Genomic DNA, 14,961 nt, shown 5'->3' on the forward strand with positions numbered 1-14,961 from the left:
CATCACAGAAGTCCCCCACAGGCGTCCTGTGGGGGACTTCCCCATATGTCTGCCTATGCCATGGAGGATCGATGTATTTCACTGACAGGGGCATCGAAGAGCTGGTCGAGCGGCGCGGCGAGGAGGAGGTCGGCATCATCTGGCTGGCCGAGCGGCTGCGCGAGTTCGTGGACCTCAACCCCGAGTTCGAGGTCCCGGTCGAGCGCCTGGCCACGTGGCTGGCCCGCCTGGACGACGAGGACGACTGACGGCGACGACCTTCGCCGAACGCGATACATCTTGACTTCTCGCCAACGCGATATATCGTGTCCAGTGGAAGCATCCACAACGTCGTCGAAGGGCGAGACCATGCCCAGATGGACCATCGACAAGCCGGAGAAACTCACGTTCGAGGCGGTGAGCGAGCTGAGCGTCCGCATCGTCGCCGGCCGCCTCGCCGTGCTCGCCAGTGACGGGCCGCCGAGCCTCGAAGTGAGCGACATCGAGACGCCCCCGCTGATCGTCGAGCATGACGAGAACGGCCGGCTGACGGTGGCGTACAAGGATCTCACCTGGGACGGCATCCTCGGCTGGCTGCGGCCCGGCCGGCGCGACACCACGCTGACCCTCACCGTCCCCAAGGACTGCCCGGTCCAGGCCGGGGTGATCTCCGCCTCCGCGGTCGTCGCCGGCTTCGAGAGGCGCACCAACGTCAAGAGCGTGTCCGGCGAGATCGTGCTCGACGGCGTCAGCGGCCAGATCGAGGCCGAGACGGTGTCCGGCGCGGTCGAGAGCCGGGGGCTGGCCGGAGACCTGTCGTTCACCAGCGTCGGCGGCGAGCTCACCGTGGCCGGCGGCACGCCGCGCCGCCTGCGCGCCAACACCGTGTCCGGCCGCATCACAGCCGACCTCGCGCTGCCGCCGACCGGCCACGTCACCCTGCACAGCGTCTCCGGTGCCATCGTCGTGCGGCTGCCGGGCACCGTCGACGCCGACGTGTCGCTGCGCTCGACGTCCGGCCGGTTGAACAGCGCGTTCGCGGGCCTTGACAACAGCAACCGCCCCGGTGCCAAATCGATGTCCGGCCGGCTCGGCGGAGGCATGGCCTCCTTGTCGGCGGTCACGGTGTCGGCCGACGTGACGCTTCTGAGGAGAGACCAGTGAGCCCCGTTTTCGCCCATGGCCGCCTCCGGCTGTACCTGCTCAAGCTGCTGGAAGAGAGCCCGCGGCACGGCTACGAGGTGATCAGGCTGCTGCAGGACCGCTTCCTCGGCGTCTACTCGCCCTCCCCCGGCACGATCTACCCGCGGCTGGCCCGCCTGGAGGAGGAAGGCCTGGTCACCCACGAGGTCGTGGACGGCAAGAAGGTCTTCACGATCACCGCCAAGGGCCGCGCCGAGCTGGAGGCGCGCATGGACGAGCTGGCCGACCTGGAACAGGAGATCTCGCAGTCCGTCCGCGACATCGCCCGCGAGGTCAAGGAGGACGTCCGCGACACCGTGCGCTCCCTGCGCGACGAGCTGACCCAGATGGCCCGGGAGGTGCGCCAGACCGGCCGCGAGGAGCAGCGGGAGGCCAAGGACGAGTTCCGCACCGCCAAGGAGGACTACCGCCAGGCCTGGCGCGAGCAGAAGCAGGTGTGGAAGGAGCAGAAGCAGGAGTTCGAGCGGCAGAGGCGGGTCTGGAAGGAAGAGACCCAGCGCTGGAAGCAGGACTGGCTGCGCGGGGCATGGGGCGGCGCCTGGCAGGGGCACGGCTCACGCGACCGCGACGCCGAGCTCGGCCGCATGCTGGCCGAGTTCGTCGAGGAGATCCGCGGCGCCGCGGCGGCGTCCTCGGTGAGCGACGAGGCCCTCGCCACCGCCCAGGACGCCCTGTACGAGGCGGCCACCCGCATCCGTTCCACGCTCCGATGATGATCCTGTACGGCTTCCGCCCCCCGCTGCTCCGCCTCGGCGCCCACCCTCAGTCGTGCGCGCCGTGGAACGACCAGCCGGAAGCCGTCCAGCAGGACGAGGCCGCCGAGCAGGACGGCCTCGCCGGGCGTCTCACCCGCCCGCGGGCAGCGTGAAGACGACCTTCCCGAACACCTCACCCCTCTCCAGCGCGGCGAACCCCTCCTCGGCCCGGCCGAGCGGCAGCACGCGGTCCACGATGGGACGCACACCGGTCTGCTCCAGGAACGTGGCGAGCCGCCCGAGCTGGTCGCGCGTGCCCATCGTCGAGCCGACCACCGACAACTGCAGGAAGAAGACGCGGTTCAGATCGGCCGGCGGCACCGCGCCGCTCGTCGCCCCCGAGACGACGATGCGGCCGCCCGGCCGCAGCGATTTCAGGGAGTGGTCCCAGGTGGCCTGCCCCACCGTCTCCATCACCGCGTCGACCCGCTCGGGCAGGCGGGCTCCCGAGGCGAACACCTGGTCGGCGCCGACTTCCAGCGCCCCGGCCCGCTTGTCCTCCGAGCGGCTGGTCGCCCACACCCGATAGCCGCCCGCGCGGCCGAGCGCGATGAGCGCGGTGGCCACCCCGCCGCCGGCCCCCTGGACGAGCACGGTGGACCCGGGTTGCAGCCCGGACTTCTCGAAGAGCATCCGGTAGGCGGTCAGCCACGCCGTCGGCAGGCAGGCGGCCTCCTCGAACGAGATCGCGGCCGGCTTCGGCACCAGGTTGGCGCGCGGGACCACGACCCGTTCGGCGAACGTGCCGTCGTGGACCTCCGACAGCAGCGAGCGTCTGGGGTCCAGCGTCTCGTCGCCCTCGACCGGGGTGCCGATCACCGCGTGCACGATGACCTCGTTGCCGTCCTCGTCCACGCCGGCGGCGTCGCATCCGAGGACGATGGGGAGCCGGTCCTGACGGATGCCGACGCCCTTGAGCGTCCACAGATCGTGGTGGTTGAGCGCGGTCGCCTTGACGGTGACCACGGCCCACCCGTCGGGGGCCTTCGGCTCGGGATGCTCGCCGAGGGCGAGCCCGGCGAGAGGGTTGTCTGGGTCGGTGCTTGCGCATGTCACGGCGAACATGGCCGCACCCTACCGCCGAGATCGACCTTGTCCCGCGCTCCCACCCCTCGCGCGCGAGGCCGCGCGCCCCTGGTTCGGCTCTCCACGGGAGGAGAAACCCGTCGATATCATCGCGAAATCCCGGAAAGCCTCCCTTGGGGCCAACCGCTTCGCCACGGCGTGTTCGCCGACGCCTGCGGCGATTGTCCGAATAAGACCGCAATCACGGACAGATCATCACAATACGCATCCGCCGACACGCGCACACCACAGAAATTTCACGCTGCCACGCTGAATGGCTGATGCGGGTCGTCCGATTTTTACCCGGAGCCGCTTTCCGCGCTGTGGCAGGGCTTCCAGCGCTTGGAGCAGCCCGAACGCCGCCCGACTTATCACGAAAAATGGCCGAGTAGCCGCCTTCTGTTTTTTGCAATTACCGCGCCGCTTACGCGAATCTCCCGCATGTCGGACAACGGTATTGAGGTCGACCATGAGTAGGGTCGGACATGCAGGCGCGCCAGCATCGAGGTGCTCCTTTACTTTGAACTGCAGAAAGAAAAGGACCGCTTTATGATAGACGTCGGTCATCCACGCTCTCTCCAACGTAATGTCGGTCGTTCATGGCTGACGGCAGCTCTCACGGGCGCTCTCGCGATGGGCGCGCTCGCCGCGGCACCCGCCAGTGCGAGCGCGGTCACGGCCCCGCAGGACCTCGGCACGAAGGCGGCATCCCTGCTTCCGGCCGGGCCCGTGAAGCCCGGGTTCACCGTCACCGTGCGGCGGGCCATCGCCACGACCACGACACTCACCTCGTCACGCACCACGTCCCGGCGAGGCGACGCGGTCACCTTCACCGCCACGGTGACGGCGACCGGTACCAGCATCCTTCCGACCGGCAAGGTCGTCTTCAAGAACGGCACCGTGGAGCTCGGCACCGTCGACCTCCTGACCGGCGGCCAGGCGACCCTGACGACGACCACCCTGGCCGAGGGCACCCACGCCATCACCGCCCAGTACCTGGGCAACACCTCCTTCGACCCCAGTGGCATCGCGACGCTCGTCCATCGAGTCGAGTCCGAGAAGAAGGAAGCGGCCAAGTCCGACCACGATGACGAGTGGGACGACCAGGACGACTCCAAGCTCAGCCGCCACGACGACGAGGACGAGCGTCACTGCAGGCGCCTGAAGGACGCCGAGGACCGCCACGGCATCTCCTCGCACCACACCAAGGAGGAGTGGGAGAACCTGCGCCGCCGCTGCGACAAGTGGTGGCACGACGAGAACGACAAGACCATCCTGCTCGACAAGGGCATCCGCCGGCACATCGAGGGCTGGTTCGACCACGGCGGCGGTCACCGCGAGTACTGGGACTCCAAGCGTCACCGGTGGGTGCCCATGCACAGGCACCACGAGAAGCCCTACCACCACAAGAAGCACTACAAGAAGGAGCGGCCGCGGCCGGTCCATCACTTCGCCGTGACGGGTTGATCCACCGTCCCGGGGCCACGAGGGCCCGTCCGATCACCTGGACGGGCCCTCCGGCTCGCCTCCCGCGAACCGCGAAGAGCAGCAGCCAGTAATTCCGGGGGTCCCCATGTACGTTCGCCGCCGATCCACGCGCACCTTCGTCATCGTCGCCGCGGTCGTCGCCACGGTCCTGCTGGGCCTGGCGATGCTGGTGATCTTCACGAACTGGAAGTTCGACCGCGAGCTCGCCACCCCGCCGGCCACGCCCACCCCGGTCAAGCCCATCCCTCCGGCGAAGGTGACCGCCAAGCAGTTCGCCGCCCTGCCTCGATCGACGACGTGGACCACGATCAGCAAGGCCGGACCCGACCCGGAGCCCTACGCCGCCAATGACGGCCACGTCGTGCACCCGCGCGCCCCCAAGGTGGTCTACGCCGAACCCGGCGGCCCCGCCATCGCCGTTCTCCCCACCACCCAGCTCGACAAGCCCACCTGGCTCCCGGTGGTGGAGACGCGCCCCGGCTGGATGCGCGTCCTGCTCCCGAGCAGGCCCAACGGCTCCACCGGCTGGATCCACACCGGCGACGGCAAGACCACGGAATCGCACAGCCCCTACGAGGTGCGCATCGACCTGTCGACGCGCCGGCTGACCGTGCACGAGGACGGCCGGGAGACCGGATCATGGCGGGTCGCCATCGGCACCAAGCAGACGCCCACGCCCGTCGGCCGCACCTTCCTGCTCGCCGCGCTCTCCCCCTCCGGCGTGGACTACAGCCCGGTGATCCTGCCGCTCGGCGCGCACTCGGAGAAGCTCAAGACCTTCGACGGCGGCCCCGGCACCGTGGGCCTGCACGGCTGGCCCGACAAGAGCGTCTTCGGCCAGGCCATCTCCCACGGCTGCGTCCGCCTCCCCAAAGCCGCCCTCGACGCCGTCACCCACCTCCCCCCCGGCACCATGATCATCATCACCGACTAACCCCTCCCCTGTGGCCCCTCCGCGACGACAAGCCCGTCATTTCCGCACCCCCGGAAGATCAGCACTCCGCGATCGGTAATGCACAGAACGTCACATCGACCGACGGTCAGCAGAAGCGGCCGTCCTGCTCCCTTGCGTACTTCGTTCAGGAGACGGAGTCCGTGTGGAAGTGGACGGCTGAGCCGTCCCTTTCAGCTTCAGCGGGGGCTGCGACCGCTCGGCGGTAGGCGCCGGGGGTCACTCCGTAGCAGCGGGCGAACCAGCGGGTCAGGTGGCTCTGGTCGGTGAAGCCGGTCGCCGCCGCGGCGTCCGCCGGCGACCGCCCCTGGGCGAGGAGCCTGCGTGCCGCGCGCAGCCGGAGCTGGCGCTGATAGTCACTGGGCGACATGCCGTACATCTCGTGGAACGCGCGGTAGACGGCGAACCGGCTGCGCCCGGTGGCCGCCGCGAGGTCGTTCGCCGAGACCACGTCGCCCTCCAGGTCGTGCAGCAGCTCCCGCGCCACGCGCGCCGTACCGGCCTCCGCGGGGCCCGCCCTGCCGCCGGCGCCCGGCCACACGGCCGCAAGGTCGGACGGGCGCCGGCCCCGCCCGGCGAGGGACACCGGCACGCGCCCGCTCGCATGGCGCACCATGGCCGGCACGGCCGCGTCGAGCACCTCGTCCCGGCGCAGCGCCGTCGCCTCCCCGTCCCCGACCAGCGCCATGTGCAACCGCCGCAGGCGATCGGCCAGCAGCGGATCCGTCACCACCGGCTCGGTGAACAGCGGCAGCCCCATCCGCCTGCCCGCGGCCTCCCCCACCACCTCGGCGACCAGTTCAGGGCCGATATGCACCATGCGGTAGGTGAAACCCACCTGGTCCGCCGCGTGCCCGTCATGCGGATCGTCGGGGTTGAACACCATCACCATGCCGGCCGCGCTCGTGCGAGCGGCGCCCCGGCAGGTGAAGTTCTGTGCGCCGTCCTCCGTCACCCCGAAGGAGTACGTCTCGTGGCTGTGCCGGTGGTAGACGTGCCGAGTGAAGTGCGCGTGCATCGCCTCCAACGGCCGATCGGCGGCCCGCCAGTACCGCGCCCAGTCCCCTCCCATGCCCTCCATTCTGAAGCCCCCCGTCCCCCACCGGCCGGCCTACACCTGAGTCCCCCATAAAGACCGCTACGGTCGCCCACATCGGAAGGTCGCCGCGACCCCACCTCCAAGACCGTCACGGCGCCTCATATCGGAAGGTCGCCGCGACCTCACACCCAAGGCCGTCACGGCCGCCATATCGGGATCATCACCGCAACCCACATCCAACGCTGTCACGGCGCCTCATTTCGGGATCGTCACCGCGGCCCCGCGTCCAAGACCGTCACCGCGGCTCGCACCGGCGTACAAGACGCCGAGCCCCGGCTGTCGCCAAGCTGCTCACCATGCGTTTCGACACGAAGATCGCCATCGTCGTCCGGGAAGACCTGGCCGTCTGGCAGAAGCTCAACGTGACCGCGTTCCTGGCCAGTGCCATCGCCGCGACCTCCGAGGAGGTCATCGGCGAGCCGTACGCGGACGCCTCCGGCAACGCCTACCTCGCCATGTTCCGCCAGCCGGTCCTCGTCTACGCCACCGACGCCGAAGGCCTCGCCCGCACGCACACCAAGGCCCTCGCCCGGAGCATCCCCACAGCCGTCTACATCGAGGACATGTTCAAGACCGGCCACGACGAAGCCAACCGCGCCACCGTCCAGGCCCACCCCGCCGAAACCCTCCCCCTCGTCGGCCTGGCCCTCCACGCCCCCAAGAACCTCCTCGACAAAACCCTCAAGGGCCTCTCCCTCCACCCCTGACCGAGACAGACGCGACGGCCTCCATGCCACCTGCCGGTGACCAAGCCCGGGGTCGGAGGGCAGCGCGGTTAGGATCGGAGATCGCCATCCTCGGCGAACTCGATGCCGCCCTCCGCCTCCACTCGGCCAGGTGTGATCCGACGTGAACTTCCGCGAACCATGGCCCGCCGGCGCGGAAGAGGCCACCGCCCTCCAGTCCCGGCTGCGCCGTTCCGTCACGCGCACCGGCCCGGCCGTCCCCGAGATCCGGCGCCTGGCCGGCCTCGACGTCACCTACAGCAAGGACGATGACCGGCTCATCGCCGCCGTGGTCGTGCTCGACGCCGCCACGCTGGAGGTCCAGGACGTCGTCGTGCACGAGGCCAAGCCGAGGTTCCCCTACCTCCCCGGCCTGTTCTCCTTCCGGGAACTCCCCCCGCTCCTCGCCGCCCTGGAGAAGGTCGACCACCTACCCGACCTGCTGATGTGCGACGGCCACGGCATCGCGCACCCCCGCAGATTCGGTCTCGCCTGCCATCTCGGCGTGGTGACCCAGATCCCGACGATCGGCGTAGCCAAACAGGCACTCATCGGCACGTACGAGGAACCGGGACCCTCGAAGGGAGACCGCTCACCCCTCACCGACCAGGGAGAGGTCATCGGAAGCGTCCTCAGAACCGCCGCCCAGGTCAAACCGGTCTTCGTGTCGATCGGCCACATGATGAGCCTGGAAGTCGCATGCGAGGTGACCCTGAACAGCACCCCGCGCTACCGCATCCCCCAGCCGATACGCCTCGCCGACCAGACCTCCCGCCGCACCCTCAAATCGCCACAAACGTACCTGGTCTCCGACCCGAGGCCGCCCGACGGCTACCAGTCACGACCGGCATAACCGTCAACGTAGCGGTCGAAGGGGCCAAAACGCGCTGAGTCATCCATCAGTAGATGCGTGCAGGTGCCAGACATCCGTCCAGAAGACCAGTTCCGTTTCAGCCGCGCCCGTCGGGTCCACGGCGGCCCGGGGTTCTCCGAGCAGGTCGTACTCGGTGACCCATTGACCGCCCGGGGTGCCGGCGAGCCCGTTGGAGGTGTCCTCGACCTGGACCGATCACCAGTGGGTCTTGCCCCAGCCCAGGTTGCCTGCCGGGACGTCCCACGTGGTCCTGCCACCCAGGCCGCTGATCTCACACCAGTCCCAGGTCCCGGACGGACCCGATGCCCCGAGCAGACCTGGAACCAGTACAGGACGTGACGACACCGACCCCCGAGGTCGCGTACGCGCCCAACGTCGGGGTCAGCGAGCCGACCAGCGGGAATGTGACTCATGTCCCGACCCTCGTCAACCTCTTGAATTGCGCATCGGGGTGTCAGAAGCCGAAGACGGCGCCGGTGACGGCTTTCAGTTCGCAGCGGTTGCCGAAGGTGCGTTCGTAGGACAGGCGGCTGCTGTCCCACAGGCCGGCGCCGAAGACGGTGACGGGGTCGTACTCCTTGGTGCAGTTGGCGTCCGGGGAGACGTGCAGCTCGTTCAGGTCGGCAGAGACGCGTTCGAGTTGCTTGCAGGCGTCGGCGGCCTTCGGGTGGCCGCCGGAGGGCGGGCCGCATTGGAGGAGGACGGCCTTGTCGGCGGGGGTGGGCGACTCGCCCCTGGCGACCGTCAGCAGGAGCACGCGGCTCACCCCCTTGGCCGGCGCCTCGCGGATCGCGGATCCGAAGGCGGTCTCCTCGATCGGGACCCGGGGGATGGTCTCGGCGGCCGGGCCCGCCGGGAGCTGCCGGGGGATGGCGGCGGTGTCGGTGGTGGGCGTCGGCGACAGGGCCGCCGCTGCGCCGAGGAGCAGGACCGCGCAGGTCAGGCCCGTTGCGAGGCGTCGCATGCGTTTCCCCCGATCTTTCTCGCGATGGTGGCGGTCGGCGTCCTCCCGCCCTTTGGGTCGAACGTTCTCGTCATCTGTGGCGCCGCAATCCCGCCCGGGGGTGCCGTCATGCGCTCAGGCAGCGTGGCGAACCGTCCTGAGAGCCGAGCGACAAGCCGAATGCGACGCACCAGATATCTCTCCGGTTCCACCGGTTTCATAACAACCAGGTAACACACCGGTCGTTTTGTCCCATTTGGGGGTCAGTGGCCAAGATCGTCGCAGTACGGTCGTCAGGTCTCTTTACGTACGCATGGGTCCTTCCCGGGCAACCCATGACATAGAAGGAGTTCAATGAACACCCGAGCAAAGCGCCTGATCCTCCCTCTCGGTGGCGCCCTCATCGCCACCGGCATGATCGGCGCGACCCTCACCACCACCGCCAGTGCCGAGACCAAGCCCACCCCGGTGAAGTCCGGCAAGCTGGCGAACAACGGGACCGACGCGAAGGCCATCGCGGGCGCCTGGACCCCCAGCAAGCTCAAGGCGGCGACGCACTACAACGAGGACTCCTCGCTGTCGGCGAAGCTGAAGGCGAGCACGAGCAAGGCCTCCGCCGACGGCAAGGCCGGCTCCATCGCCCCGACCGGCGACGGCGACAAGACCGCCGGAACGTCGAAGAACGTCAACCTGCCGACCAACGTCGGCAAGGTGTTCTTCCAGGTCGACGGCAAGCCCTACTGGTGCTCCGGCACCTCCGTCCAGTCGAAGTACCACAACCTGGTCGCCACGGCCGGGCACTGTGTGTACGACACGGACAAGAACAAGTACGTCGACAACTTCGTCTTCATCCCCGGCTACTACCAGGGCAAGGCGCCGTGGGGCATCTACGTCGGCGCGAAGGTCAACCTCCACAGCGACTTCACGGTCTATGAGGACTACGACTTCGACTACGCCTTCGTCAACGTCTACGACGGCATCAAGCAGACCGGCGAGAAGACCGTCGACAAGGCGACCTTCGACGCCTACAAGGGTCCCAAGTGGGCCAAGGACGTCGAGATCACCAAGGACGAGTACCAGAAGAAGGTCGACGAGAAGGGCGGCGAGACCGCCGACGCCTGGTCCAAGTCGACCGGCTCCGAGACCGTCCTTCCCTGGGGCGCCGCCGGCGGCCAGAAGGTCCTGAAGGAAGTCACCAAGGACGAGTACGACAAGGCCCCCGCGGCCAACGCCAAGGTGAACTACGCGAAGGCGCCGGCCAAGACCGCCACGGAGTTCGTGGACGAGGTCACGTACAACAAGTACACGGGCCCCGGCTACAAGAAGATCGTCGACTCGGCCTACACCATCACCCATTACTACGTGAAGTACTGGGTGAAGAAGGCGACCACGGTCAAGTACTACAAGACCGTGTTCACCATCAAGACCTTCGTGGCCGCGGGCCGTCTCGGCGACAACGTCGGCGGCCAGGGCTTCACCTGGAACCGCAGCACGAAGGCGAAGCAGTTCAGCTTCGGCTACCCGACCGCTTCGCACCTCGACGGCAACAAGGCCTACACCGGCGAGACCATGAAGTGGTGCTACGGGCAGACGGCCGCCGCCCCGGCCGTGTCCAAGTACAAGGCCGAGGAGCAGCTCGCCATCAAGTGCGCCTTCACCCCTGGCGCGACCGGCGGCCCGTTCCTCATCGTGTACAAGAACGCGAACCGGACCGGCTACCTCAACGGCGTCGTGAGCCTGACTCTCGACACCGACGGCAACGGTCGCTACGACCACATCACGACGCCGTACTTCAACAGCGACACCTACGGCGTCTACAAGGCCGCCGCGAGCCTGTGGACCGGGAAGCTTACGACAAGCTGACCGATCTTAGGGCATGGTAGGGGGCACGGGCGCATGTCCGGCCCCCTACCGGGGCAGTCCGTCGATCGCCGGCCACTCCCCATAACGAAGTGAACCCAGGTCAGCCAAGTACAGTGCCGTTCAGCAAATGATCTGGAAAAATCGCCCTTCACTGCTGTCCGCTGACGACTGACCCTTGGAAGGTACGAAATGCCCCCCCGTGCGAGACGGTTCGCGCTCACTCTCTGCGGCGCACTGGCTGCCGCGAGCGTGATCCTGTCCGCGGGCCCGGCATCGACCGGAGCGCTGGCCGCGGCCCGTTCCGCGCCCGCCGGCATCACGTCCGTCCCCTTGGCGCAGAGCGACACCGACATGCAGAGGGTCGTCGAATGGTGGACGCCCGACCGGCTGAAGCGCGCCAGCAGTTACGCACCCCAGACCTCCGCCGCCGCTCCCGGGACGCCCGCCCCCAGCGCGAGCACCGCGCCCAGCGCGAGCACCGCGCCCAGCGCGAGCACCGCGCCCAGCCGGGCCGCCGGCGCGAAGGGCGCCGGCGCCGCTTCCACGGTGACCACGGCCGCCGCGAAGGCGGACACGACGTCCAAGGCTCCGGCCGCGACCACGGCGGTGCCCGGAACCGTCCCGCTGAAGGCCGCCCCGAAGACGGTGAACTCCCGCAACGTCAACCTGCCGCTCACCGTGGGCAAGGTCTTCTTCCGCAACGGCACCACCGAGTACTGGTGCTCGGCGTCGTCCGTGCACTCGAAATACGGCAACGTCGTCGCCACCGCGGGCCATTGCGCGTACGACGTGAAGAACGGCAAGCCGGTCGATTACTGGATCTTCATCCCGTCCTACGCCGATGGGCAGACGCCGTTCGGCATCTACGTCGGGCACACGCTGTACCTCAACGACACCTACGCGGCCACGGGCGACTTCGACTTCGACTACGCCTTCGTCACCGTCCACCGGGGCTACAAGTGGGAGCCCGACTACGACGCGAACGGCGCCCCCAAGAAGGACGCCAAGGGCCTGCCGACGTACAAGCGCGTCGACACCGGCGTGATGGAGACCAAGGTCGGCGGCCAGGGTTTCGCCTGGAACAGGGGATACACCGTCGCCGCGTACGCCTTCGGCTACCCCGCCGGCCCGCATCCGAACGGCACCAGGCCGTTCGACGGGCGGACCATGCAGTCCTGCCTCACCCGCGCCACCAGGAAGATCTCCACGGAGAAGTGGGAGCTCAACGGCGGCGTGCTGTTCCGAGGGTGCGCGTTCACGGCCGGCGCGAGCGGCGGCCCGTGGGTGATCAAGTACAGCGGCACCAAGCGCATCGGTTACCTCAACGGCGTCAACAGCCTGACGTGGGACCTTGACGGCGACGGCCGCTCCGACGGCGTGTCCTCGCCGTACTTCGACAAGGCCACCTACCTGGTCTACTCCTACGCCTCCCGGCAGAAGACCAGCTGATCCCGCGTCCGCGGAGCGCGTCGAGGCAGCACCTGTGGCCATCGGCACCCTGAACGTCTCGGGTGGTGGAGAGCAGCCCCAGGTTGGTCCGTTCCATCCCCGACCCAGTTGAGAAACGGGCGTTTTGTCTGTTTCGCCGCGCCCGCGAGCCCCTTAGACGTGACCACCCACCCATTCGGCTCCCTCGGTTCCGTGTGATGTGCGTCACACCGGCAGCTCTCCGGTCAAGCCCTGGTTGACTCCCGCCACATGCGCACCAAAGGTCTCAAACCTGGTCTCATCTGGGCGAATGCGCGCGAGTCACAGAGATCCTGACATCCGCTGTCTGCTCGCACGACGATCACAGAAAGATCACGCAGGACGAAGCCCACAAAATCATCACGTTCCGGGTTACCGCCATCAAGATCTTCTCTGTATCTTCATGGCTATCCCTTTACTGACGCATGGGGCGCAGGAAGCGTTCCACGCCAGCCCAAGGAGTTTCCTTGAACACCCGAGTCAAGCGTCTCGCCCTCCCGCTCGGTGGCGCTCTCGCCGCCACCAGCATGATCGGCGCCACCCTGGTCACCTCCGCCAATGCCGCCACCGCGCCGCAGAAGAAGATGGTGTCCCTGGCTTCCGCCAGCAACGCTCAGAAGATCGCCACCTACTGGAAGTCCAACGGTGGCGCGAACCTGAAGGCGGCCGCGCAGTTCACCGGCGCCGAGCAGACCAACCAGAAGATCAAGCTTGGTGGCGGCGACGCCGCTCCTGACGGCAAGGCCGGCTCCATCCTGCCGACCGGTCAGGAGAAGGTCACCCCGACCAAGGTGAAGAACGTCAACCTGCCGAAGACCATCGGCAAGGTCTTCTTCACGGTGGGCGACAAGGAGTACTGGTGCTCCGCGTCCTCCGTGCAGGCCAAGTACCGCAACCTGGTCGCCACCGCCGGACACTGCGTGTTCGACGAGGGTGTTCAGAACGGCGCGCTCGACAACTGGGTCTTCATCCCGGGCTACTACCAGGGCAAGACCCCCTGGGGCATCTACGTGGGTAAGGCCGCCTACACCCACTACGACTTCGCCGTCTACGAGGACTACGACAGCGACTACGCTTTCGTGACCGTCTACAACGGCATCGCCTACGCCGGCGAGAAGCAGGTCACCAAGAAGACCTTCGACGAGTGGGGCGGCTACAAGTACGCCAAGGACGTCGAGATCACGGAGAAGGAGTACAAGCAGCTCGTCGACGAGTTCGGCAAGGACGCTCCGGTCTTCGCGAAGGCCGACCCCGACGCCGAGAAGGTCGTGCCCTACAGCACTCCGCTGGGCAAGACCCCCGCGGGCGAGGTCAAGCTGTACACCAAGGAAGTGACCAAGGACGAGTTCGCGGCTGCCGGCAACGGCAACCACAACTTCAACCAGGCCAACTACAAGAGCTTCCCCCAGGTCAAGGCTGACGTCGTGACCAAGGAGCAGTACGACGCCTACACCGGCAAGGGCTACAAGAAGATCGTCGATGGCGCTTACACCATCGAGCACTACTTCGTCGAGTACAAGGCGATCGTCTCCCCGGGCGCCGTCAAGTACTTCAAGACGGTCTACTTCATCGAGTACTACAAGGACGCGGGTCGCCTGGGCGACAACGTCGGTGGCCAGGGCTTCACCTGGAACCAGAAGGTCGGCCAGCCGGTCTACGCCTTCGGCTACCCCGCGGCCCCGCACCCCGACGGTGACAAGCCGTTCACCGGTGTGACGCCGAAGTGGTGCTACGGCAAGACCTTCGCTGCCGCCGCGGCCGCGAAGTTCAAGGCCGAGGCCCAGATCGGTCTCAAGTGCTCCATGACCGCCGGCTCCTCCGGTGGCCCCTGGATCCTCAAGTACAGCAGCACGAAGCGTCTCGGCTACATCAACGGTGTCACCAGCCTCATCGGCGACGCCGACACGAACGGCCGCATCGACTTCGCGACCTCGCCGTACTTCGACACCGAGACCTACTCGATCTACAAGTCGGCCGCCAACCTCTGGTCCGGCTCGATCGTGACCAAGGACGGCGACGTCGTCACCAAGGCCTGACGTTCTAGCCAGCTAGAGCAGAGCAGTCCAGTAGTTTCTTAGCGGGGCCCGGCATTCGTGCCGGGCCCCGCTTCGCGTTGTACGGCGCCGGCCGGTGCCGAACCTGTCCCGACCAAGCGAACTCGTTCCCGCGCAGAATCCGTCCAGCCGAGCGAGCTCGTCCCCCGGCGGTGTAGATCGCAGATGGCGAACGGGCTGTGGAGACCACCTACGAGGCGCTTCTGTGGCGGACCCGGTCGCGGGGTCCCGGAGCCCCGCCCAGCTCGCCACGTGAGCTCGAAGGCGTCTCGGAGAGGGTCGAGTGCCTTCGCAGGGCGCTTAGACGTAGCGAGACCCTGATTCGGCTCCATCTGGTTGATGTGATCTGCGTCACACCCATCGACATCCCGGACGTAACCGACCACTTACGTCACAACCGAACCAGCCACTGCCAAGCCCCTCTGATCTGCGACTAAGGGGCGATCTTGGGCGACCGCAGAGGGATGACTCACCTGACTGCGGGGTTACGAAAA

General features: G+C 67.7%; 15 protein-coding genes. 11 read left to right on the top strand and 4 right to left on the bottom strand.

Annotated elements, in window-relative coordinates; all coding sequences use genetic code 11:
• The first annotated feature begins 71 nt into the window (after window positions 1-71).
• The 4 genes from ACFO60_RS35320 (at window position 72) to ACFO60_RS35335 (ending at window position 2,050) form a co-directional block, all read left to right on the top strand.
• Window positions 72-248 (top strand): DUF6104 family protein, encoded by a 177-nt coding sequence (locus ACFO60_RS35320; protein WP_380849819.1) that lies wholly within the window; start codon window positions 72-74, stop codon window positions 246-248.
• Window positions 249-348: 100 nt separating this feature from the next.
• A complete protein-coding gene (locus ACFO60_RS35325) occupies window positions 349-1,143 on the top strand; it encodes a DUF4097 family beta strand repeat-containing protein (RefSeq protein WP_380849822.1) in 795 nt (264 codons plus the stop codon).
• Window positions 1,140-1,895 carry a PadR family transcriptional regulator gene (locus tag ACFO60_RS35330; protein WP_380849825.1) on the top strand — a complete coding sequence of 252 codons (756 nt, stop codon included), beginning with the start codon at window positions 1,140-1,142 and terminating at the stop codon, window positions 1,893-1,895. Before ACFO60_RS35325 ends, ACFO60_RS35330 begins: the two co-directional genes overlap by 4 nt.
• Window positions 1,892-2,050, top strand: a complete 159-nt coding sequence (locus tag ACFO60_RS35335) for a hypothetical protein (RefSeq protein ID WP_380849828.1) — start codon at window positions 1,892-1,894, stop codon at window positions 2,048-2,050. Before ACFO60_RS35330 ends, ACFO60_RS35335 begins: the two co-directional genes overlap by 4 nt.
• On the opposite strand, the gene ACFO60_RS35340 is transcribed toward ACFO60_RS35335, so the two are convergent.
• Window positions 2,028-3,002 (bottom strand): zinc-binding dehydrogenase, encoded by a 975-nt coding sequence (locus ACFO60_RS35340; protein ID WP_380849831.1) that lies wholly within the window; start codon window positions 3,000-3,002, stop codon window positions 2,028-2,030. The genes ACFO60_RS35335 and ACFO60_RS35340 overlap by 23 nt on opposite strands.
• A 216-nt stretch (window positions 3,003-3,218) precedes the next feature.
• Window positions 3,219-3,569, bottom strand: a complete 351-nt coding sequence (locus ACFO60_RS35345) for a hypothetical protein (protein WP_380849834.1) — start codon at window positions 3,567-3,569, stop codon at window positions 3,219-3,221.
• 66 nt (window positions 3,570-3,635) lie between these two features.
• On the opposite strand from ACFO60_RS35345, the gene ACFO60_RS35350 reads away from it, so the two are divergent.
• Window positions 3,636-4,469: an Ig-like domain-containing protein gene (locus ACFO60_RS35350; protein ID WP_380849837.1), complete on the top strand. Its 834-nt coding sequence runs from the start codon at window positions 3,636-3,638 to the stop codon at window positions 4,467-4,469.
• Window positions 4,470-4,575: 106 nt separating this feature from the next.
• Window positions 4,576-5,424 carry a L,D-transpeptidase gene (locus ACFO60_RS35355; RefSeq protein ID WP_380849840.1) on the top strand — a complete coding sequence of 283 codons (849 nt, stop codon included), beginning with the start codon at window positions 4,576-4,578 and terminating at the stop codon, window positions 5,422-5,424.
• A 145-nt stretch (window positions 5,425-5,569) separates the two neighbouring features.
• Here the strand turns inward: ACFO60_RS35355 and ACFO60_RS35360 are convergent, their stop codons facing one another.
• Window positions 5,570-6,514, bottom strand: a complete 945-nt coding sequence (locus tag ACFO60_RS35360) for an AraC family transcriptional regulator (protein ID WP_380849843.1) — start codon at window positions 6,512-6,514, stop codon at window positions 5,570-5,572.
• Between the two features lie 323 nt (window positions 6,515-6,837).
• Here ACFO60_RS35360 and ACFO60_RS35365 point away from each other — a divergent pair, with 323 nt between their 5' ends.
• Both ACFO60_RS35365 and nfi read left to right on the top strand, forming a co-directional pair.
• On the top strand, window positions 6,838-7,248 hold the full coding sequence (locus tag ACFO60_RS35365) for a DUF2000 family protein (RefSeq protein ID WP_380849846.1): 411 nt from the start codon (window positions 6,838-6,840) through the stop codon (window positions 7,246-7,248).
• 142 nt (window positions 7,249-7,390) lie between these two features.
• Window positions 7,391-8,119 carry a deoxyribonuclease V gene (gene nfi / locus ACFO60_RS35370; protein WP_380849849.1) on the top strand — a complete coding sequence of 243 codons (729 nt, stop codon included), beginning with the start codon at window positions 7,391-7,393 and terminating at the stop codon, window positions 8,117-8,119.
• A gap of 475 nt (window positions 8,120-8,594) precedes the next feature.
• Here the strand turns inward: nfi and ACFO60_RS35375 are convergent, their stop codons facing one another.
• Window positions 8,595-9,104 (bottom strand): SSI family serine proteinase inhibitor, encoded by a 510-nt coding sequence (locus ACFO60_RS35375; protein WP_380849852.1) that lies wholly within the window; start codon window positions 9,102-9,104, stop codon window positions 8,595-8,597.
• Window positions 9,105-9,437: 333 nt separating this feature from the next.
• Between ACFO60_RS35375 and ACFO60_RS35380 the strand changes: the two genes are divergently transcribed.
• From ACFO60_RS35380 to ACFO60_RS35390, 3 genes are all read left to right on the top strand, one after another.
• On the top strand, window positions 9,438-10,946 hold the full coding sequence (locus ACFO60_RS35380) for a trypsin-like serine peptidase (protein WP_380849855.1): 1,509 nt from the start codon (window positions 9,438-9,440) through the stop codon (window positions 10,944-10,946).
• 189 nt (window positions 10,947-11,135) lie between these two features.
• Window positions 11,136-12,395 (top strand): trypsin-like serine peptidase, encoded by a 1,260-nt coding sequence (locus ACFO60_RS35385; RefSeq protein WP_380849858.1) that lies wholly within the window; start codon window positions 11,136-11,138, stop codon window positions 12,393-12,395.
• A gap of 485 nt (window positions 12,396-12,880) precedes the next feature.
• Window positions 12,881-14,449 (top strand): trypsin-like serine peptidase, encoded by a 1,569-nt coding sequence (locus tag ACFO60_RS35390; protein WP_380849861.1) that lies wholly within the window; start codon window positions 12,881-12,883, stop codon window positions 14,447-14,449.
• Window positions 14,450-14,961: the final 512 nt, after the last annotated feature.

It is taken from the genome of Sphaerisporangium dianthi (assembly GCF_042654065.1).
In the GTDB taxonomy this organism is placed as follows: domain Bacteria; phylum Actinomycetota; class Actinomycetes; order Streptosporangiales; family Streptosporangiaceae; genus Sphaerisporangium; species Sphaerisporangium dianthi.

What these genes read in the sequence shown, in the direction of transcription:
- ACFO60_RS35320 (WP_380849819.1), top strand. Translation starts at nt 72, where the DNA reads ATGTATTTCACTGACAGGGGCATCGAAGAGCTGGTCGAGCGGCGCGGC.
- ACFO60_RS35325 (WP_380849822.1), top strand. Translation starts at nt 349, where the DNA reads ATGCCCAGATGGACCATCGACAAGCCGGAGAAACTCACGTTCGAGGCG.
- ACFO60_RS35335 (WP_380849828.1), top strand. Translation starts at nt 1,892, where the DNA reads ATGATGATCCTGTACGGCTTCCGCCCCCCGCTGCTCCGCCTCGGCGCC.
- ACFO60_RS35340 (WP_380849831.1), bottom strand. Translation starts at nt 3,002, where the DNA reads ATGTTCGCCGTGACATGCGCAAGCACCGACCCAGACAACCCTCTCGCC.
- ACFO60_RS35345 (WP_380849834.1), bottom strand. Translation starts at nt 3,569, where the DNA reads ATGACCGACGTCTATCATAAAGCGGTCCTTTTCTTTCTGCAGTTCAAA.
- ACFO60_RS35350 (WP_380849837.1), top strand. Translation starts at nt 3,636, where the DNA reads ATGGGCGCGCTCGCCGCGGCACCCGCCAGTGCGAGCGCGGTCACGGCC.
- ACFO60_RS35355 (WP_380849840.1), top strand. Translation starts at nt 4,576, where the DNA reads ATGTACGTTCGCCGCCGATCCACGCGCACCTTCGTCATCGTCGCCGCG.
- ACFO60_RS35360 (WP_380849843.1), bottom strand. Translation starts at nt 6,514, where the DNA reads ATGGGAGGGGACTGGGCGCGGTACTGGCGGGCCGCCGATCGGCCGTTG.
- ACFO60_RS35365 (WP_380849846.1), top strand. Translation starts at nt 6,838, where the DNA reads ATGCGTTTCGACACGAAGATCGCCATCGTCGTCCGGGAAGACCTGGCC.
- ACFO60_RS35375 (WP_380849852.1), bottom strand. Translation starts at nt 9,104, where the DNA reads ATGCGACGCCTCGCAACGGGCCTGACCTGCGCGGTCCTGCTCCTCGGC.
- ACFO60_RS35380 (WP_380849855.1), top strand. Translation starts at nt 9,438, where the DNA reads ATGAACACCCGAGCAAAGCGCCTGATCCTCCCTCTCGGTGGCGCCCTC.
- ACFO60_RS35385 (WP_380849858.1), top strand. Translation starts at nt 11,136, where the DNA reads ATGCCCCCCCGTGCGAGACGGTTCGCGCTCACTCTCTGCGGCGCACTG.